At 56.8% G+C, this 18,433-nt stretch carries 14 protein-coding genes and 3 tRNA genes; 5 read left to right on the top strand and 12 right to left on the bottom strand.

What is annotated here, in order from left to right:
* Genes ACEPAJ_RS10070 through ACEPAJ_RS10060 form a run of 3 tightly spaced genes read left to right on the top strand, consistent with a single transcriptional unit; the run spans position 1 to position 3,704 of the window.
* Positions 1–1,074, top strand: a complete 1,074-nt coding sequence (locus tag ACEPAJ_RS10070) for a microcin C ABC transporter permease YejB (protein WP_274086668.1) — start codon at positions 1–3, stop codon at positions 1,072–1,074.
* Between the two features lies 1 nt (position 1,075).
* Complete coding sequence (locus ACEPAJ_RS10065) at positions 1,076–2,095, top strand: ABC transporter permease (protein ID WP_425914719.1); 1,020 nt, start codon at positions 1,076–1,078, stop codon at positions 2,093–2,095.
* Between the two features lies 1 nt (position 2,096).
* Positions 2,097–3,704 (top strand): ABC transporter ATP-binding protein, encoded by a 1,608-nt coding sequence (locus tag ACEPAJ_RS10060; RefSeq protein ID WP_425914718.1) that lies wholly within the window; start codon positions 2,097–2,099, stop codon positions 3,702–3,704.
* Between the two features lie 7 nt (positions 3,705–3,711).
* Here the strand turns inward: ACEPAJ_RS10060 and ACEPAJ_RS10055 are convergent, their stop codons facing one another.
* Positions 3,712–3,876: a hypothetical protein gene (locus ACEPAJ_RS10055; protein ID WP_425914717.1), complete on the bottom strand. Its 165-nt coding sequence runs from the start codon at positions 3,874–3,876 to the stop codon at positions 3,712–3,714.
* Between ACEPAJ_RS10055 and fabI the strand changes: the two genes are divergently transcribed.
* Complete coding sequence (fabI, locus tag ACEPAJ_RS10050) at positions 3,875–4,669, top strand: enoyl-ACP reductase FabI (protein ID WP_274086671.1); 795 nt, start codon at positions 3,875–3,877, stop codon at positions 4,667–4,669. The genes ACEPAJ_RS10055 and fabI overlap by 2 nt on opposite strands.
* A 142-nt stretch (positions 4,670–4,811) precedes the next feature.
* On the opposite strand, the gene ACEPAJ_RS10045 is transcribed toward fabI, so the two are convergent.
* From ACEPAJ_RS10045 to ACEPAJ_RS10005, 9 genes are all read right to left on the bottom strand, one after another.
* A complete protein-coding gene (locus tag ACEPAJ_RS10045) occupies positions 4,812–6,689 on the bottom strand; it encodes a SurA N-terminal domain-containing protein (protein WP_425914716.1) in 1,878 nt (625 codons plus the stop codon).
* A 219-nt stretch (positions 6,690–6,908) separates the two neighbouring features.
* A complete protein-coding gene (gene hupB / locus ACEPAJ_RS10040; RefSeq protein ID WP_010490206.1) occupies positions 6,909–7,181 on the bottom strand; it encodes a nucleoid-associated protein HU-beta in 273 nt (90 codons plus the stop codon).
* A 137-nt stretch (positions 7,182–7,318) separates the two neighbouring features.
* A complete protein-coding gene (lon, locus tag ACEPAJ_RS10035) occupies positions 7,319–9,712 on the bottom strand; it encodes an endopeptidase La (protein ID WP_425914715.1) in 2,394 nt (797 codons plus the stop codon).
* A gap of 149 nt (positions 9,713–9,861) precedes the next feature.
* Positions 9,862–11,142: an ATP-dependent Clp protease ATP-binding subunit ClpX gene (gene clpX, locus ACEPAJ_RS10030; RefSeq protein WP_274086674.1), complete on the bottom strand. Its 1,281-nt coding sequence runs from the start codon at positions 11,140–11,142 to the stop codon at positions 9,862–9,864.
* A 113-nt stretch (positions 11,143–11,255) separates the two neighbouring features.
* Complete coding sequence (clpP, locus tag ACEPAJ_RS10025; protein WP_274086675.1) at positions 11,256–11,891, bottom strand: ATP-dependent Clp endopeptidase proteolytic subunit ClpP; 636 nt, start codon at positions 11,889–11,891, stop codon at positions 11,256–11,258.
* A gap of 91 nt (positions 11,892–11,982) precedes the next feature.
* On the bottom strand, positions 11,983–13,293 hold the full coding sequence (gene tig, locus ACEPAJ_RS10020; RefSeq protein WP_425914714.1) for a trigger factor: 1,311 nt from the start codon (positions 13,291–13,293) through the stop codon (positions 11,983–11,985).
* Positions 13,294–13,423: 130 nt separating this feature from the next.
* Positions 13,424–13,508 (bottom strand) — tRNA-Leu (locus ACEPAJ_RS10015).
* A gap of 51 nt (positions 13,509–13,559) precedes the next feature.
* Positions 13,560–13,635: transfer RNA gene (locus tag ACEPAJ_RS10010), tRNA-His, on the bottom strand.
* A gap of 34 nt (positions 13,636–13,669) precedes the next feature.
* Positions 13,670–13,746, bottom strand: a tRNA-Arg gene (locus ACEPAJ_RS10005).
* A gap of 271 nt (positions 13,747–14,017) precedes the next feature.
* Here ACEPAJ_RS10005 and folD point away from each other — a divergent pair.
* A complete protein-coding gene (folD, locus tag ACEPAJ_RS10000; protein WP_274086677.1) occupies positions 14,018–14,872 on the top strand; it encodes a bifunctional methylenetetrahydrofolate dehydrogenase/methenyltetrahydrofolate cyclohydrolase FolD in 855 nt (284 codons plus the stop codon).
* A gap of 358 nt (positions 14,873–15,230) precedes the next feature.
* On the opposite strand, the gene cysS is transcribed toward folD, so the two are convergent.
* Positions 15,231–16,613: a cysteine--tRNA ligase gene (cysS, locus tag ACEPAJ_RS09995; RefSeq protein ID WP_425914713.1), complete on the bottom strand. Its 1,383-nt coding sequence runs from the start codon at positions 16,611–16,613 to the stop codon at positions 15,231–15,233.
* Between the two features lie 62 nt (positions 16,614–16,675).
* The gene (locus ACEPAJ_RS09990) at positions 16,676–18,340 is read right to left on the bottom strand and encodes a glutamine--tRNA ligase/YqeY domain fusion protein (protein WP_425914712.1); all 1,665 of its coding nucleotides are present in this window, start codon (positions 18,338–18,340) and stop codon (positions 16,676–16,678) included.
* Between the last annotated feature and the right edge of the window lie 93 nt (positions 18,341–18,433).

The following is an 18,433-nucleotide window of genomic DNA, read 5'->3' as shown; positions in this document are numbered from 1 at the left end:
ATGCTGGCGTATATCTTTCGTCGGCTGCTGCTGATCATTCCCACGCTGTTCGGCATTTTGCTGATCAACTTCATCATCATCCAGGCCGCGCCCGGCGGCCCCGTCGAGCAGATGATTGCCAAGCTGGAAGGCTTTGACGGCGCCACCAGCCGTATTGCCGGCGGCGGTGCTGAAGTAGCGGTAGCCGGCTCCAACTACCGCGGCGCCCAGGGCCTTGACCCTGATCTGGTGGCGGAAATCGAGCGCATGTATGGCTTCGACAAATCCGCCCCCGAGCGCTTCTGGCTGATGCTCAAGAGCTACGCGCAACTGGACTTCGGCTCTAGCTTCTTTCGCGATGCCGAGGTCATCGACCTGATCATCGAGAAAATGCCGGTGTCGATCTCGCTGGGGCTGTGGAGCACGCTGATCATGTACCTGGTGTCGATCCCGCTGGGCATCGCCAAAGCCACCCGCCACGGCAGCGCCTTCGACGTCTGGACCAGCTCGGCAATTATCGTCGGTTACGCCATCCCCGCCTTCCTCTTCGCCATCCTGCTGATCGTATTGTTTGCCGGCGGCAGCTACTGGGACTGGTTCCCGCTGCGCGGGCTGACCTCGAACAACTTCGACGAACTGAGCTTTACCGGCAAACTGCTCGACTACTTCTGGCACCTGGCGCTGCCCGTCACCGCGCTGGTAATCGGCAACTTCGCCACCCTCACGCTGCTGACCAAAAACAGCTTCCTCGATGAGATCAACAAACAGTATGTGGTCACTGCTCGCGCCAAGGGTCTGAGCAATAACCGCGTGCTCTACGGCCATGTATTCCGCAACGCCATGCTGATCATCATCGCGGGCTTCCCGGCGGCCTTTATCGGCATTTTCTTTACCGGCTCCCTGCTTATTGAGGTGATTTTCTCCCTCGACGGCCTCGGCTTGATGAGTTTTGAAGCGGCCATCAACCGCGATTACCCCGTGGTGTTCGGCACCCTGTTTATCTTCACATTGCTCGGCTTGGTGGTGAAATTGATCGGCGACATTACCTACACCCTGGTCGACCCACGCATCGACTTCGAAAGCCGGGAGGGTTGAGATGAAACTGTCCCCGATCAATCAACGACGCTTCCAGCTGTTCAAGGCCCACAAACGCGGCTGGTGGTCGCTGTGGATATTCCTCGTGCTGTTCTTCGTCACCCTCGGTGCCGAGCTGATCGCCAACGACAAGCCCTTGGTGGTGAGCTACGACAGCGAACTGTATTTCCCAGTATTCAAGCGCTACCCGGAAACCACGTTCGGCGGCGAGTTCCCGCTGCAGGCTAATTACAAGAGCCCGTACATCCAGGAGCTGATCAAGGCAAAGGATGGCTGGATGATCTGGCCGCCGATCCGTTACAGCTACTCCAGCATCAACTACGACCTGCAGGTACCCGCGCCAGCGCCGCCCTCGACGGAGAACCTGCTCGGCACCGATGACCAGGGCCGCGATGTACTGGCGCGGGTGATCTACGGCTTCCGTATCTCGGTGCTGTTCGCCCTGATCCTGACCCTGGCCAGCTCGGTGATCGGTGTATTTGCCGGGGCCTTGCAGGGCTTCTATGGCGGCTGGGTCGACTTAGTCGGGCAGCGCTTTCTGGAAATCTGGTCGGGTCTGCCGGTGCTCTACTTGCTGATCATCCTGGCCAGTTTCGTGCAGCCGAACTTCTGGTGGCTGCTGGGCATCATGCTGTTGTTCTCCTGGATGAGCCTGGTGGATGTGGTGCGCGCCGAGTTCCTGCGTGGGCGCAACCTGGAATATGTGCGCGCGGCCCGTGCGCTGGGTATGCGGAACGGTTCAATCATGTTCCGCCACATCCTGCCCAACGCGATGATTTCCACCATGACCTTTATGCCGTTCATCCTCACCGGCGCGATCGGCACCCTGACCGCACTGGACTTTCTCGGCTTCGGCCTGCCGCCTGGTGCGCCGTCTCTTGGCGAGCTGGTGGCGCAAGGCAAGTCCAACCTGCAAGCGCCATGGCTTGGCATCAGCGCCTTTGCCGTACTCGCCCTGATGCTCAGCTTGCTGGTGTTTATCGGCGAAGCCGCTCGCGATGCCTTCGATCCGAGGAAATAACATGACCGACTCCACTAGCCTCATCGAAGTCCGTGACCTGGCCGTCGAGTTCGTCACTGGCAGCCGTAAACAACGCGTGCTGGAAGGCGTTAGTTTCAACATCAAACGCGGTGAAACCCTGGCCCTGGTCGGCGAAAGTGGCTCGGGCAAATCGGTTACCGCCCATTCGATCCTGCGCCTTCTGCCCTACCCGCTGGCCCAACACCCGAGCGGCAGCATTCACTACGCCGGCCAGGATCTGCTCAAGCTGAACGAGAAAAAACTGCGCGGCATTCGCGGTAACCGCATTGCCATGGTCTTCCAGGAGCCCATGACCTCGCTCAACCCGCTGCACAGCATAGAAAAGCAGATCAACGAAGTACTGGCCCTGCATAAGGGCCTAACTGGCAAAGCTGCCACCGCGCGCACCCTGGAGCTGCTCGACCTGGTCGGCATCCCGGAACCGCACAAACGCCTGAAAGCCTATCCGCACGAGTTGTCTGGCGGGCAACGCCAACGCGTGGTGATCGCCATGGCCCTGGCCAACGAGCCAGAACTGCTGATCGCCGACGAGCCCACCACCGCGCTGGACGTCACTGTGCAACTGAAGATCCTTGAACTGCTCAAGGACCTGCAGGCACGCCTGGGCATGGCGATTCTATTGATCAGCCACGACCTCAACCTGGTGCGGCGCATTGCCCACCGCGTCTGCGTGATGCAGCACGGGCATATTGTCGAACAGGCCGCCTGCGAAACGTTGTTTAACGCCCCGCAGCACCCCTACACGCGTGAACTGCTAGGCGCCGAACCCAGTGGTGGGCCGGTCGATCAACCGCCCGGCAAGCCCATGCTAGAAGTCGACAACCTGCGCGTATGGTTTCCAATCAAAAAGGGCCTGCTGCGCCGTACGGTTGACCACGTCAAAGCGGTGGATGGCATCAATTTCAGCGTGCCGCAGGGGCACACTTTGGGCATCGTCGGTGAAAGCGGCTCGGGCAAGTCCACACTCGGCCTGGCGATTCTGCGACTGCTTGGTAGTGAGGGTGGCATCCTCTTCCAAGGCCAGGCGATCGATAACCTGTCACAAGAAGAAGTACGCCCATTACGCCGACAGATGCAGGTGGTGTTCCAGGACCCATTTGGCAGCCTCAGCCCGCGCATGTCAGTCAGCCAGATTGTCGGCGAGGGTTTGCAGATCCATGGCATGGGCAACGCAGCCGAACAGGAACAGGCGATCATCGATGCGCTGCTTGAGGTCGGCCTCGACCCGGAAACCCGCCATCGTTACCCGCATGAGTTTTCCGGCGGCCAACGCCAGCGCATTGCCATTGCTCGCGCCCTGGTACTGAAACCTGCGCTGATTCTGCTCGATGAACCGACCTCAGCCCTCGACCGTACCGTACAGCGCCAGGTGGTCGAGCTACTGCGTTCGCTGCAGGCTAAATACAACCTGACCTACCTGTTTATCAGTCACGATCTCGCGGTGGTCAGGGCACTGAGTCACCAGGTGATGGTGGTCAAACAGGGCAAAGTGGTGGAACAAGGCCCGGCGGCACGTGTCTTTGCCGCGCCACAGGACATCTATACACAGCAGTTGCTGGAAGCAGCCTTTATGGCCCCAGCTGATTAACCGGCTATTAAACGCGTTGGCGAGGCAGCCAGCGCAAGGCAAAAGCAGGCGAGAAGTTGAGTTTGCGCGCTGTACGTGTGCACTTTTCGCCTGTTTTTAACGCAGTGATGGCAAGCAGGTAGTGTTCAACTGCCTGCCAATCCTTGTAGACAGGAAGAGGAACAACACTCATGGGTTTTCTAAGCGGCAAGCGTGTACTGATCGTTGGCGTCGCCAGCAAACTGTCCATCGCCTCCGGCATCGCGGCAGCCATGCACCGTGAAGGCGCCGAACTGGCCTTCACCTACCAGAACGAAAAGCTCAAAGGCCGCGTTGAAGGCTTTGCTGCTGACTGGGGCTCAAACGCTGACCTGTGCTTCCCTTGTGATGTGGCCAACGATGAAGAAATCGCCTCGGTATTTGAAGCGCTGAGCAAAAAATGGGATGGCCTGGATTGCATCGTTCACTCTGTTGGCTTCGCCCCGGGCGACCAACTGGACGGCGACTTCACCGACGTCACCACCCGTGAAGGTTTCCGTATCGCTCACGACATCAGCGCCTACAGCTTCGTCGCCCTGGCCAAAGCCGGTCGCGAGATGATGAAAGGCCGCAACGGCAGCCTGCTGACCCTCTCCTACCTGGGTGCCGAGCGCACTATGCCCAACTACAACGTCATGGGCATGGCCAAAGCCAGCCTGGAAGCCGGTGTACGTTATCTGGCCGGTAGCCTGGGCCCAGAAGGCACTCGCGTTAACGCCATCTCTGCTGGCCCGATCCGCACCCTGGCGGCCTCTGGCATTAAGAGCTTCCGCAAGATGCTCGCTGCCAACGAGAAGCAGACCCCGCTGCGCCGCAACGTGACCATCGATGAAGTCGGCAACGCCGGCGCCTTCCTCTGCTCGGACCTGGCCTCTGGCGTGAGCGGCGAGATCATGTACGTCGATGGCGGCTTTAACACCACCGCTATGGGCGCCATGGAAGAGTAAGCCGTTAAATCGCAACAAGAAAAAAGGCCGCTTAATTAAGCGGCCTTTTTTATACGCTGCCATCCTTGGCAGTCACCCTTCGGGCCGTCGCTGCGCGACGTTAACAATTGCGTCCTACCATTGCTTTGTTCAGTCACATCGATCAGAAGCGCTCGATATCCGCTGTATCTTCCAACTGCTTGCGGAACGCGGCGAAATCCTGCTGACCAACGCGCGAGGCGAGGAAGCGGCTGTACATGGCCTTGTCCTCGTCCGACAGCGCTTGCTCTGGCTGGCTCACGCCATTGAGGCGGATGACCACAAAATCACCATTGCTCAAGCTGACACCGGCAAAAGTCGGCTTATCCGCCGCTTCCGGCTTGGGCATGCGGAACAGCGCCTGCAGCACGACCGGCTCAACGCCTTCCTGGCTGCGTGTGGCCGCCTCAACAATATTCCAGCCTTGCTTGGCATCGGCCTGGGCAACCGGCGTCTGACCTGTACGCAAAGCGGCCAGCTGCTCTTCGGCTTTAGCCTTGACCGCTTCGCTTGCACGAACCTTGGTCAACTGAGCACGAATGCTCTCGGCTACCTGCTCAAGCGGCAGCTGCTCAGGCGTGTTGTGCTGTTTAACGCGCACCACTACCACTGTGTTCGGATCGAGTTCGATCACGCTGCTATTGCTGCCGTCTTCCAGCACCTCAGCGCTAAAGGCAGCCTGAATCACTTTAGGGTTAGCCGTTAGACCCTCAAGGCCGCCCTGACGACCGAACGCCTCAGAGGTCTTGACTTCCAGGCCCAGTTCCTGAGCTGGCTGAGCCAGATCAGAGGCTTCAAACGCGGCATCTTCGAGGTCTTTGGAAACCTCAACAAACCGCTGCTCAACCTGACGCGTCTTTAGGTCACGCTGCAGTTTTTCTTCCAGGCTGGCAAAGCTCGGTAGTTCAGGCGACTGAACGCCCAGGAGCTTGATCAAGTGCCAACCGAATTCACTGCGCACGGGAGCAGACACGCCATTTTCGCTCAGCGCATACAGTGCCTCTTCGAAGGCTGGGTCATACACGCCTGGGCCAGCAAAGCCAAGATCACCGCCTTCGCTTGCCGAACCCGAATCATCGGAGAACTCTTTGGCCAATACGGCGAAATCTTCCCCTTGCTGAAGGCGCTTCTGCACCTCGGCCAGCTTGGCCTGGGCTTGCTCGTCATTCAGCTTGTCGTTTACTTCAACCAGAATGTGCGCGGCGCGACGCTGTTCGGCGAGGTTGGCGATTTCACTCTGATAGGCACTTTGCAGCGCTTCATCGGTAACTTCAACCTGATCAAAGAAGGCATCCTTCTTCAGCTCCACATACTCCAACACCACCTGCTCAGGGGTCATGAACTGGCTGGCTTGGGCGTTGTAGTAGGCCTTGATGTCATCATCGCTAAGGATGACCGCATCAAGGTCAGCGTGAAGGGTCAGGGTTGCGAAATCACGGGTCTGCTTTTCCAGTGCGGCAAACGCTTGCACTTGGGCATCCGTCACAAAACCACTGTTAGCCACGCCGGCACGCAATTGGCCAATGAGCATTTCCTGCTCAAGCATCTGGCGGAACTGCAAACGGCTGTAACCGAGCTGACGGATCACCTGATCAAAACGCTCAGCGTTGAATTGGCCGTCGACCAGAAACTCAGGGGTTTTAAGGATTATTTGATCCAGCGCTTGTTGCGAAAAGGCAAATTTGGCGTCTTTGGCGCTATCGAGCAGCAAGGTACGCTCGATCAGGCCATTCAGGGCAGCCTCACGCAGCAGCTTTTCATCCAGCAGGGAGGCATCGAAATCGCGTCCCAACTGCTGCAGCAATTGCCGCCGCTGCATCTCCACAGCCTGGCTTAACTCAGCTGAAGTGATTTTCTCACCATTCACCTCAGCAGCATTCTGGCTGTTACTGGTGCTGGTAAAAATAGCGTCAACACCCGTCAGCGCAAGCAGCGCGACAATGATGCCGATGATGGTCTTGGCAATCCAACCCTGTGAATTGTCCCTGATATTTTGCAGCATGCGTCCCCCAGAACGACTGTTAAAAGAACAGCCGTGCAGTGTGGGTAAAATCCGGATAGAAGAAAGGCGCATCAGTGGATGCGCCTTCTCGTAACTGGCGAAGCGGATCGAACTCAAGTATCAGATTCGTTGTGCTCAGACCGATAAGACTGAATGAACATCCCGCCCCGCTCCAGACCAGCCATTCAACTGGTCTGCTGGGCAAAACTCGAAAGAGACTTAGTTGACAGCGTCTTTCAGTGCTTTACCGGCTTTGAAGCCTGGAATCTTGGCAGCAGCGATGCTGATCGGGTTACCAGTTTGTGGGTTGCGGCCAGTGCGAGCAGCACGCTCTTTAACAGCAAAAGTACCGAAACCAACCAGTACTACAGAATCACCAGCCTTCAGAGCGCCAGTAACGGATTCAATTACTGCGTCCAGCGCGCGGCCAGCAACAGCTTTTGGGATATCAGCAGATGCAGCAATGGCATCGATCAGTTCCGACTTGTTCACTCTTAAGTCCCCTTAATTTCTGTTGAGTTTATTTCTTGCTTTTAAATGTAAGCGAAGCTGGTGCAGAAGCGCCTGCTGACACGATAAGAGCCGCTTTATAACAAGGGCTCTAAAAATGTGTCAAGAAACCCCTCCGGCTAATGCGTGCTAATTCGCTCCTTGGAATCAGTCTCGCGTTTTTCATCCTTTGCAACCATGGGAGCCGCATCAGGCAAGGGCTCCGGGGCGTATTGCAGCGCAATTTGCAGGACCTCGTCAATCCATTTAACCGGTTTAATCTGCAGGTCTTGCTTAATGTTCTCCGGAATCTCTTTCAAATCGCGCACATTCTCTTCCGGAATGATCACGGTTTTGATTCCACCACGGTGTGCGGCCAGCAGTTTTTCTTTCAAACCACCAATCGCTAATACCTGACCACGCAAGGTAATTTCACCGGTCATTGCCACATCCGCCCGCACAGGAATCTGCGTCAGCGCCGAAACAAGCGCCGTACACATGCCAACGCCGGCGCTAGGGCCATCTTTGGGTGTTGCCCCTTCAGGCATATGGATATGGATGTCCTGCTTCTCGTAGAAGTCCTCAGGCACGCCCAGGCTCTTGGCCCGACTGCGTACAACGGTTTGTGCGGCAGTGATCGACTCAAGCATTACATCGCCCAGCGAACCGGTTTTAATCAGCTGGCCTTTGCCAGGGACCACAACCGCTTCAATGGTCAATAGCTCACCACCGACCTGAGTCCAGGCCAGACCTGTTACCTGACCAATTTGATCCTTCTGTTCAGCCAAACCGTAGCGATGCTTACGCACACCGAGGTAATGCTCTAACGAATCAGCCGTAGCGGCAACCTGGAAGCGCTTCTCGGTGGAATGCTCCTTGACCACCTTGCGGCAAACCTTGGCAAGCTGCCGCTCCAACCCACGCACACCGGCTTCGCGGGTGTAGTAGCGAATAATGTCGCGGATCGCCGCTTCTTCAAACACCAGTTCAGTCTTCTTCAGGCCATTGGCCTGCACCTGCTTAGGCGCTAGGTACTTGACCGCGATGTTGATTTTCTCGGCTTCGGTATAACCCGGTAGACGAATCACCTCCATTCGGTCAAGCAACGGACCCGGGATGTTCATCGAGTTAGCGGTGCACAAGAACATCACATCGGACAGGTCGTAATCGACCTCCAGATAGTGATCGTTGAAATTGTGGTTCTGCTCTGGGTCAAGCACTTCAAGCAGCGCCGAGGCGGGATCGCCGCGCATGTCCTGGCCCATTTTGTCGATTTCATCGAGCAGGAACAGCGGATTGCGCACACCTACCTTGGTCATCTTCTGGATCAGGCGGCCCGGCATGGAGCCAATATAAGTGCGTCGATGGCCACGAATTTCAGCTTCATCACGCACGCCACCAAGGGCCATGCGCACGAACTTGCGGTTAGTGGCCGTGGCAATCGACTCGGCCAGCGAGGTTTTACCCACGCCAGGCGGGCCAACCAGGCAGAGCACTGGGCCTTTGATTTTTTTCACGCGCTTTTGCACGGCAAGGTATTCAAGAATACGTTCCTTGACCTCATCGAGCCCGTAGTGGTCGGCATCAAGGATGCTCTCGGCTCGCGCCAGGTCGAGGCGCACCTTGCTCTGCGCTTTCCACGGCACATTGACCAGCCAATCAATGTAGGAGCGCACCACCGTGGCTTCAGCCGACATTGGCGACATCTGCTTGAGCTTGTTCAACTCGGCGTTGGCTTTAGTGAGCGCTTCTGCCGTCAGGCCAGCGTTATCGATGCGCTTTTTCAGCTCATCGAGCTCATTGTGGCCGTCCTCGCTGTCACCAAGCTCCTTCTGAATGGCCTTCATCTGCTCATTCAGGTAGTACTCACGCTGACTTCGCTCCATCTGCTTCTTGACCCGGCCGCGGATGCGCTTCTCGACCTGCAACAGGTCGATCTCGGCATCAAGCAGTGCGAGCACATGCTCAACACGCGCAGTAAGGTCGGTAATTTCCAGAATTTCCTGCTTCTGCTCGATCTTCAACACCATATGCGCAGCCATGGTGTCGACCAAGCGAGCGGGGTCATCAATACCGTTAAGCGAAGCTAGAACCTCAGCCGGCACCTTCTTGCCCAGCTGAACGTATTGCTCGAACTGGCTAAGCAGGCTGCGAGTGAAGACTTCAGACTCACGTTCGGCAGCATCAACCTCGTCAATCAGTTGCACTTCAGCGCGGCAATGACCATCAACCTCAATAAAGCGCTCAACTTCACCGCGCTGCTCGCCCTCGACCAGCACCTTGACCGTGCCGTCCGGTAGTTTCAGCAACTGCAGGACTGTGGCTACGGTGCCGACCCGATAAAGGCCAGCCTCATCAGGGTCGTCGTCCGCAGGATTCTTTTGTGCGAGGAGCAGAATCTGCTTCTCGCCCGTCATCGCAGCCTCAAGGGCCTCAATGGATTTCTCACGCCCGACGAATAACGGAATGACCATGTGCGGATAGACCACAACATCGCGCAACGGCAGGAGAGGCAATTCGATGGTTGTCTTCATGATTTCAGCTCTACGGCGGCCATACGGCCGTAAACAGATGGGATGACCCTTGGAGCTAAGATGGGGGCAGCCCAAACAAAAAACAAGCATTGCAGCAGCAAAAGCAAAGGGGCCCGCAGGCCCCTTGCTTTCAACATGTTACAAAGCTGTTACGCGTCAGGCGCAGCCTTGGCTGGCAGCTCGCTGTTCTCATAGATGAGCAACGGCTTGGAGGTACCTTCGATGACACTCTCATCGATCACCACCTTGCTGACGTCTGACTGCGATGGAATCTCGTACATGGTATCGAGCAGGATACCCTCGAGAATCGAACGCAGACCACGAGCACCGGTTTTACGCTCAAGCGCCTTGTGGGCAACCGACTTCAGCGCATCCGGACGAAATTCCAGCTCAACGCCTTCCATCTCAAACAGCTTGCCATATTGCTTGGTCAAGGCGTTCTTCGGCTCGGTCAGAATTTGCACTAAAGCCGCTTCATCGAGCTCATCCAGCGTTGCGATAACCGGCAAGCGACCCACAAACTCAGGAATCAGGCCAAACTTGACTAGGTCATCGGGCTCAACAGCACGCAATGACTCGCCAACTTTTTTGCCCTCTTCCTTGCTGCGAACCTCGGCACTGAAACCAATACCGCCTTTGGTCGAGCGACCCTGAATAACTTTTTCCAGGCCGGAGAACGCACCACCACAAATGAACAAGATATTGCGCGTATCAACCTGCAGAAACTCCTGCTGCGGATGCTTACGGCCACCTTGCGGTGGAACAGATGCCACAGTCCCTTCAATGAGTTTCAGCAGTGCCTGCTGCACACCCTCACCCGATACATCGCGAGTGATCGATGGGTTGTCAGACTTACGCGAAATTTTGTCAATTTCGTCGATGTAGACAATACCCATCTGGGCTTTTTCTACATCGTAGTCGCACTTCTGCAACAGCTTCTGAATGATGTTCTCGACATCCTCACCCACATAACCGGCTTCGGTAAGCGTGGTGGCGTCAGCGATAGTAAAAGGAACGTTGAGCAAGCGCGCCAAGGTTTCAGCCAGCAGGGTTTTACCCGAGCCCGTCGGACCGATGAGTAGGATGTTGCTCTTACCTAGCTCAATGTCGTCTTTCTTGTCGCGCTGATTGAGACGCTTGTAATGGTTATAAACCGCTACAGCCAAAATTTTCTTCGCGCGCTCCTGACCAATCACATACTGGTCAAGAATGCCGCTGATTTCCTTGGGGGCAGGCAATTTATGCGCGCTGCTCTCGGCCTGGGCTTCCTGCACCTCCTCGCGGATGATGTCGTTGCACAGGTCGACGCACTCGTCACAGATGAAGACCGAGGGGCCGGCAATTAATTTGCGCACTTCATGCTGGCTTTTGCCGCAGAAGGAGCAATAAAGCAACTTGCCGTTGTCCTCGCCGTTGCGGGTGTCAGTCATTCGTTCGATCCAAATCCGATAGGCTTGCAACACAAGATGAAGGCTTATGCGGGCTTTTTCAAGCCCGCCGGTGGTCGGACGCGCCGACCTGCCCTATTTTTGAGCTGCTTATATTAAGCGGGGCGCTTTTCGATCACGGCGTCGATCAACCCGTATTCACGCGCGGCTTCGGCGCTCATGAAGTTGTCACGGTTGGTATCGCGTTCGATTTCTTCCAGGGTGTGCCCGCTGTGCTTGGCCATCAGCGTGTTGAGGCGTTCGCGGATGAAGAGGATTTCCTTGGCATGGATTTCGATATCCGACGCCTGGCCCTGGAAACCGCCCAGTGGCTGGTGAATCATCACGCGTGAGTTCGGCAGGCAGTAACGCTTGCCCTCGGCGCCAGCGGTAAGCAGGAATGCGCCCATGCTGCATGCCTGACCAATACAAGTGGTCGACACATTAGGCTTGATGAACTGCATGGTGTCGTAGATCGACATACCCGCCGTCACCGAACCACCCGGGGAGTTGATATAAAGGTGGATGTCCTTGTCCGGATTTTCCGCCTCAAGGAACAGCAGTTGCGCACAGATCAGGTTAGCCATGTAGTCCTCTACAGGGCCGACCAGAAAGATCACTCGCTCCTTGAGCAGGCGCGAATAGATGTCGTAGGCGCGCTCACCGCGAGCCGACTGCTCGACAACCATGGGTACCAGGCCGCCAGCGGCTTGGACATCAGGCATTTGCTGCATAAAAGGATTGCGGGACATGTGTGCACTCGCTCCCTAAATAGTCATGTCACAAATACGCATAAGCCAGCACGGCGGCTGGCTTATGACGCATTCGAACGAGGTAAAGAAATCAGGCGGCTTGTGGTGCTTCTACCGGCTTGACAGCTTCTTCGTACGAGACCGCTTTATCGGTCACGTTGGCCTTCTGCAAAACAGTATCTACAACTTGCTCTTCCAGTACAACCGAACGCACTTCGTTCATTTGCTGGTCGTTTTTGTAGTACCAGGCCACAACCTGCTCAGGCTCTTGATAAGCCGAAGCCATTTCCTGGATCATTTCGCGAACGCGAGCGTCATCTGGCTTCAGTTCACACTGCTTAACCACTTCAGCCACAACCAGACCCAGCGCAACGCGGCGCTTGGCTTGCTCTTCGAACAGCTCAGCTGGCAGCTGGTCTGGCTTCAAGTTGCCGCCAAACTGCTGTACGGCCTGAACGCGCAGACGATCAACTTCATTGCTAACCAACGCCTTCGGCACTTCGATCGCATTGGCAGCCAGCAGGCCGTCCATGACTTGATTCTTAACCTTGGACTTGATGGCCTGGCGCAGCTCACGCTCCATGTTCTTGCGAACTTCGGCTCGGAAGCCTTCCAGACCGCCTTCTTTCACGCCGAACAGGGCGAAGAACTCATCATTCAGCTCAGGCAGCTGAGGCGCTGCAACGCTGTTGACGGTCACAGTGAACTCAGCGGTTTTGCCCGCCAGATCGAGATTCTGGTAATCCGCAGGGAAGGTCGGATTGATAACGCGCTCTTCGCCCGCTTTGGCACCTACCAGCGCATCTTCAAAGCCAGGAATCATGCGGCCGGAACCAATAACCAACTGCGTACCTTTAGCCGAACCACCAGCAAAGGCTTCGCCGTCGATTTTGCCAACGAAGTCGATATTGAGCTGATCGCCATTCTCGGCAGCACGCTCGACAGCTTCAAAGCGAGTGTTTTGCTTGCGCAGGATTTCCAGCATGTTGTCGACGTCAGCGTCAGTCACGTCAGCCTGCAGGCGCTCGATGGCGATTGACTCGAAACCAGCAACGGTGAACTCCGGGAACACCTCGAAGGTCGCCACGTACTCCAGATCCTTGCCTTTCTCGAAAGACTTCGGCTCAACGGCCGGAGAGCCAGCTGGATTGAGCTTTTGCTCAACAACGGCCTCATAGAAAGTCGACTGGATCAAGTCACCCAGTGCTTCCTGGCGCGCAGCGTCTTCATAACGCTGGCGAATCACACTCATCGGCACTTTGCCAGGACGGAAGCCAGGGACTTTGGCGCGACGGGCAGTCTGCTGCAGACGCTTGTTGACTTCAGTCTCGATGCGCTCAACAGAAACGCCTACAGTCATGCGGCGTTCGAGAGCAGAAGTACTTTCAACAGAAACTTGCATTGATATTCCTCGTTGCACAGACATAAGCCGGCCGTTTACCGGCCCCAAATCAAGGGCATGCATTCTAGAGGGTCAATATACAGAAGTCACCCTAAGAAGCAGGCGGCAAACGGGAGGGAGTTCTAAAAGATGGTGCGGACGGAGAGACTCGAACTCTCACACCTTGCGGCGCTGGAACCTAAATCCAGTGTGTCTACCAATTCCACCACGTCCGCGGGTAAAGCTTTATAAAAAACGCCAGGCGCTAACCTGGCGTTTTCTGAATATGGGGTGGACGATGGGGATCGAACCCACGACAACAGGAGTCACAATCCTGCGCTCTACCAACTGAGCTACGCCCACCATATTGCATTTTGCTCGAGCCAAGACCGCCAAATGGCGCACCCGGCAGGACTCGAACCTGCGACCATCCGCTTAGAAGGCGGATGCTCTATCCAGCTGAGCTACGGGCACTTATCCATCTGCAAACGCAGACTTAAAGCTTTCGGCTTCGGAAAAAACTTTGCAGCTTCTACCTTTGCCGTCTTACCCAGCGTCTGGCTGTGCTCGACAAGCGGGGCGAATGTTATAGAGGTGACTTAAGGTCGTCAACACTAAAAGCTAAAAAAAATCAGATATTTAAAGGGGTTACGCGAAAACCGCGGCGTGCGCCTTTGCCCCACTGCACGGTCATGCGAGAATATGCGTCCTTTCCCCATCCTTTCTTTATGGTTAACCAAGCGCAATGACCGCACAACTGATCGATGGCAAAGCAATTGCCGCCGGCCTGCGTCAGCAGATCGCCAAACGTGTCGCCGAACGACGCCAGCAAGGCCTGCGCGCACCCGGGCTAGCCGTAATTCTCGTCGGCAGCGACCCCGCGTCCCAGGTCTATGTCTCGCACAAGCGTAAAGATTGCGAAGAAGTCGGTTTCGTCTCACAGGCTTATGACCTGCCAGCCACCACAGGCCAGGCAGAGTTGATGGCATTGATCGACCGCCTCAATGATGAGCCGACTATTGACGGCATCTTGGTGCAGCTTCCTCTGCCGGAACATCTCGACGCCTCTTTATTGCTGGAGCGTATCCGCCCGGACAAAGACGTTGACGGCTTCCACCCTTACAACATTGGTCGCCTGGCCCAGCGCATGCCCTTGCTGCGCCCCTGCACCCCTAAAGGCATCATGACCCTGCTACAAAGCACCGGCGCTGACCTGTACGGCATGCACGCAGTGGTAGTTGGCGCCTCGAATATCGTCGGCCGGCCAATGGCAATGGAATTACTGCTGGGCGGCTGCACGGTCACCGTGACCCACCGCTTTACTAAAGACCTGCCCATGCATGTTGGCTTGGCCGATATCGTTGTCGTCGCGGCCGGCAAGCCTGGCCTGGTACATGGCGAGTGGATCAAGCCTGGGGCTATCGTGATCGACGTCGGTATTAACCGTCAGGAAGACGGCAAGCTGATTGGTGATGTGGTCTATGAAACCGCCCTACCCCGCGCTGGCTGGATTACCCCAGTGCCAGGCGGCGTTGGCCCAATGACCCGCGCCTGCCTGCTGGAAAACACCCTGCATGCCGCGGAGCATCTGCACGACTGAGTGCAGCGCAGGCAGAAATAAAAAACGGCACCTGTAGGTGCCGTTTTTTTATGCCGAGATTAACCCTCTGCGTCCATCGCGGGCCTTCCCCTAGGACTTCAACAGATCGTTGCAGCCACCGGCGACGATGATCTAGCCAGCCAATATCAAGCGTGCGACGGCAACATTTCTAGCCTGGGAGTCAGCCGTAACACGCTGTATAAGCGGCTGCGTGAAAACGGATTAACCGAGCATTAACCACGCTAGGCTTGCGTGCCGCCTACCCAGGGAATACCTGAGCGGCTGCAATATCAGTGGCGCGCATACTCCACAGGCAATAAAAAACCGCTCGAAAGCGGTTTTTTATTCATCACTGCGTTTAATCAGCCAAACGCCAAGTCGTACCGCCCTTGCCGTCTTCCAGCACCACACCCATGGCGGTGATCTGATCACGGATGCGGTCAGACTCGGACCAGTTCTTCTCGGTGCGGGCCTGCAGACGCGCCGCGATCAACGCTTCAACCTCGGCCGCATCAACCTTGCCGGCGGCGCCCGCTTGCAGGAAAGCCTCAGGCTCAAGCTGCAACACACCCAGTACGCTTGCCAGTTCCTGCAAACGCGCCGCTAAACCAGCTGCTGCCTGGACATCGCTTTCGCGCAGACGATTGATCTCGCGGGCCAGTTCGAACAACACGGCGCAGGCTTCTGGCGAGTTGAAGTCATCGTCCATTGCCGCCGCAAACCGTTCAACAAACGCCTCACCACCTGCTGCGGCCACTTTAGGCAAGCCTTTGAGCGCGTTATAAAAGCGTTCAAGGGCGCCCTTGGCTTCCTTCAGGCTGTCTTCGGAATAGTTGATCGGGCTGCGGTAGTGGCTGGACACCAGCAGGTAACGCACCACTTCCGGGTGGTATTTCTCCAGCACTTCGCGAATGGTGAAGAAATTGCCCAGGCTCTTGGACATCTTCTCGCCATCTACGCGCACCGCGCCGGCGTGCATCCAGGCGTTGGCATAGAGCTTGCCAGTGGCCGCTTCGCTCTGCGCAATCTCGTTTTCGTGGTGCGGGAATACCAGGTCCGGGCCACCGCCATGGATATCGAAGGTTTCGCCCAGGCAGCAGGTCGACATCACCGAGCATTCGATGTGCCAGCCTGGACGACCCGCGCCCCACGGCGACTGCCAGCTCGGCTCGCCCGGCTTGACGCCCTTCCACAGGACGAAATCCAGCGGATCCTGCTTGGTTTCATCGACCTCGATTCGCGCGCCGATTTTCAGGTCTTCAATTTTCTTGCGCGACAGCTTGCCGTAGCCGACGAATTTGCCGACGCGGTAATACACGTCGCCATTGCCGGGGGCGTAGGCAAAGTCTTTGTCGATCAGGGTCTGAATCATCTGGTGCATGCCGGCGATATGGTCAGTAGCGCGCGGCTCCTGATCCGGGCGCAATACATTCAGGCGCGCCTCATCTTCATGCATGGCCGCGATCATGCGCTCGACCAGCGCCTCAAACGGCTCACCGTTTTCATTGGCGCGCTTGATGATTTTGTCATCAATGTCGGTGATATTGCGTACGTAGATCACCTCATAGCCACGATGGCGCAGCCAGCGAGTCACCACATCAAACGCCACCATCACCCGCGCATGACCGATATGACAGAAGTCGTAAACCGTCATGCCGCACACGTACATGCGCACCTGGTTACCCACCAGCGGTTTAAAGACATCTTTGCTTTTGGTCAGCGTGTTGTAGATCGAGAGCATCGGGATTCCTTGAAAAACAACGGGCCAGCGCGCTGGCCCGGTCTATAACGCGTTCGCCTTGATCAAGCCCAGGAGTCACGCAGCGTTACGGTACGGTTAAATACCGGCGCGCCTGGCTTGCTGTCCTTGATATCAGCGCAGAAGTAGCCTTCACGCTCGAACTGGAAGCGTTCTTCCGGCACGGCATTGGCCAGCGACGGCTCAGCGCGACAGCCCTTGAGTACCACCAGCGAATCCGGGTTGATGTTGTCAAGGAAGCTGCCGCCCTCTTCGTCCTTCTCCGGGTTGGCGGAGCGGAACAGGCGGTCGTACAGGCGCACTTCGCACTCGACGCTTTCAGCCGCCGGCACCCAATGGATCACGCCTTTGACCTTGCGGCCTTCGGGGTTCTTGCCCAGGGTGTTTTCGTCATAGCTGCAACGCAGTTCGACGATGTTGCCCTCAGCATCCTTGATCGCTTCATCCGCCCGAATCACGTAGCTGCCGCGCAGACGCGCTTCGCCGCCGGGGATCAGGCGCTTAAAGCCCGCTGGAGGGACTTCTTCAAAGTCGCCCGCATCGATATAGATTTCGCGGCTGAACGGCAGTACGCGCACGCCCAAATCTTGCTTGGGATGACGCGCCAGCTCTAGATTCTCGACCTGGCCTTCTGGGTAGTTGGTGATCACCACCTTTAGCGGTTTGAGTACGCACATGGCGCGGCCCGCATTGGCGTCCAGGTCGTCACGGATGGCGAATTCAAGCATGCCCACATCCACCACACCGCCAGCGCGGTTGACACCAATCATGTCGCAGAAATTACGGATCGACGCTGGCGTGTAGCCACGACGGCGGAAGCCCGACAGGGTCGACATACGCGGGTCGTCCCAACCATTGACGTGCTTCTCATCAACCAGTTGCTTGAGCTTGCGCTTGCTGGTGATGGTGTAGTTCAGGTTGAGGCGCGCAAATTCATACTGACGCGGCTGTGATGGCACTGGCAGTTGCGCCAGGAACCACTCATACAGCGGACGGTGATCTTCAAACTCCAGGGTGCAGATCGAATGGGTCACGCCTTCGATGGCGTCCGACTGGCCGTGGGTGAAGTCATAGCTCGGGTAAATGCACCACTTGTCGCCCGTCTGGTGGTGATGAGCGTGGCGAATACGGTAAAGAATCGGGTCGCGCAGGTTCATGTTCGGCGAGGCCATATCAATCTTAGCCCGCAGCGCACGCACACCATCTGCGAACTCACCGGCTTTCATGCGCGCAAACAGGTCGAGGTTTTCCTCCACGCTGCGCTCACGGAACGGGCTGTTCTTGCCCGGCTCGGTCAGGTTGCCGCGGTATTCACGGGCCTGCTCCGGCGACAAATCACAGACATAGGCGTTGCCGGCCTTGATCAGCTCAACCGCCCAATCGTGCAGCTGGTCGAAGTAGTCGGAGGCATAGTGCTCCTTGCCGGCCCACTGAAAACCCAGCCACTGCACATCACTCTTGATCGCGTCGATGTATTCCTGGTCTTCCTTGGCCGGGTTGGTGTCGTCAAAGCGCAGGTTGCACTCGCCACCAAACTCCTTGGCCAAGCCAAAGTTCAGGCAGATCGACTTGGCATGGCCGATATGCAGGTAGCCATTGGGCTCCGGCGGAAAACGGGTGATGATTTTCGCGTGTTTGCCGGCATCCAGGTCGGCCTGGACGATGGGGCGAAAAATGTTAGCGGCGGCGACAGCTTCTGGCTTGCTCATGGGGTCCTTGATCATGCAGGTGCGCGGCGCAGGGTAGGCCGGCTAAAACAAAGCGCTTATCATAGCCGAAGCTGTCAATCCCCTGACAGGCCC

The sequence above is a fragment of the Pseudomonas sp. GWSMS-1 genome (assembly GCF_049847425.1).
GTDB lineage: Bacteria > Pseudomonadota > Gammaproteobacteria > Pseudomonadales > Pseudomonadaceae > Aquipseudomonas.
Note: the sequence above shows the minus strand (reverse complement) of the source record. Positions and strands in the feature narration are given on the sequence as shown.

What these genes read in the sequence shown, in the direction of transcription:
- ACEPAJ_RS10070 (WP_274086668.1), top strand. Translation starts at nt 1, where the DNA reads ATGCTGGCGTATATCTTTCGTCGGCTGCTGCTGATCATTCCCACGCTG.
- ACEPAJ_RS10065 (WP_425914719.1), top strand. Translation starts at nt 1,076, where the DNA reads ATGAAACTGTCCCCGATCAATCAACGACGCTTCCAGCTGTTCAAGGCC.
- ACEPAJ_RS10060 (WP_425914718.1), top strand. Translation starts at nt 2,097, where the DNA reads ATGACCGACTCCACTAGCCTCATCGAAGTCCGTGACCTGGCCGTCGAG.
- fabI (WP_274086671.1), top strand. Translation starts at nt 3,875, where the DNA reads ATGGGTTTTCTAAGCGGCAAGCGTGTACTGATCGTTGGCGTCGCCAGC.
- ACEPAJ_RS10055 (WP_425914717.1), bottom strand. Translation starts at nt 3,876, where the DNA reads ATGAGTGTTGTTCCTCTTCCTGTCTACAAGGATTGGCAGGCAGTTGAA.
- ACEPAJ_RS10045 (WP_425914716.1), bottom strand. Translation starts at nt 6,689, where the DNA reads ATGCTGCAAAATATCAGGGACAATTCACAGGGTTGGATTGCCAAGACC.
- lon (WP_425914715.1), bottom strand. Translation starts at nt 9,712, where the DNA reads ATGAAGACAACCATCGAATTGCCTCTCCTGCCGTTGCGCGATGTTGTG.
- clpX (WP_274086674.1), bottom strand. Translation starts at nt 11,142, where the DNA reads ATGACTGACACCCGCAACGGCGAGGACAACGGCAAGTTGCTTTATTGC.
- clpP (WP_274086675.1), bottom strand. Translation starts at nt 11,891, where the DNA reads ATGTCCCGCAATCCTTTTATGCAGCAAATGCCTGATGTCCAAGCCGCT.
- tig (WP_425914714.1), bottom strand. Translation starts at nt 13,293, where the DNA reads ATGCAAGTTTCTGTTGAAAGTACTTCTGCTCTCGAACGCCGCATGACT.
- folD (WP_274086677.1), top strand. Translation starts at nt 14,018, where the DNA reads ATGACCGCACAACTGATCGATGGCAAAGCAATTGCCGCCGGCCTGCGT.
- cysS (WP_425914713.1), bottom strand. Translation starts at nt 16,613, where the DNA reads ATGCTCTCGATCTACAACACGCTGACCAAAAGCAAAGATGTCTTTAAA.
- ACEPAJ_RS09990 (WP_425914712.1), bottom strand. Translation starts at nt 18,340, where the DNA reads ATGAGCAAGCCAGAAGCTGTCGCCGCCGCTAACATTTTTCGCCCCATC.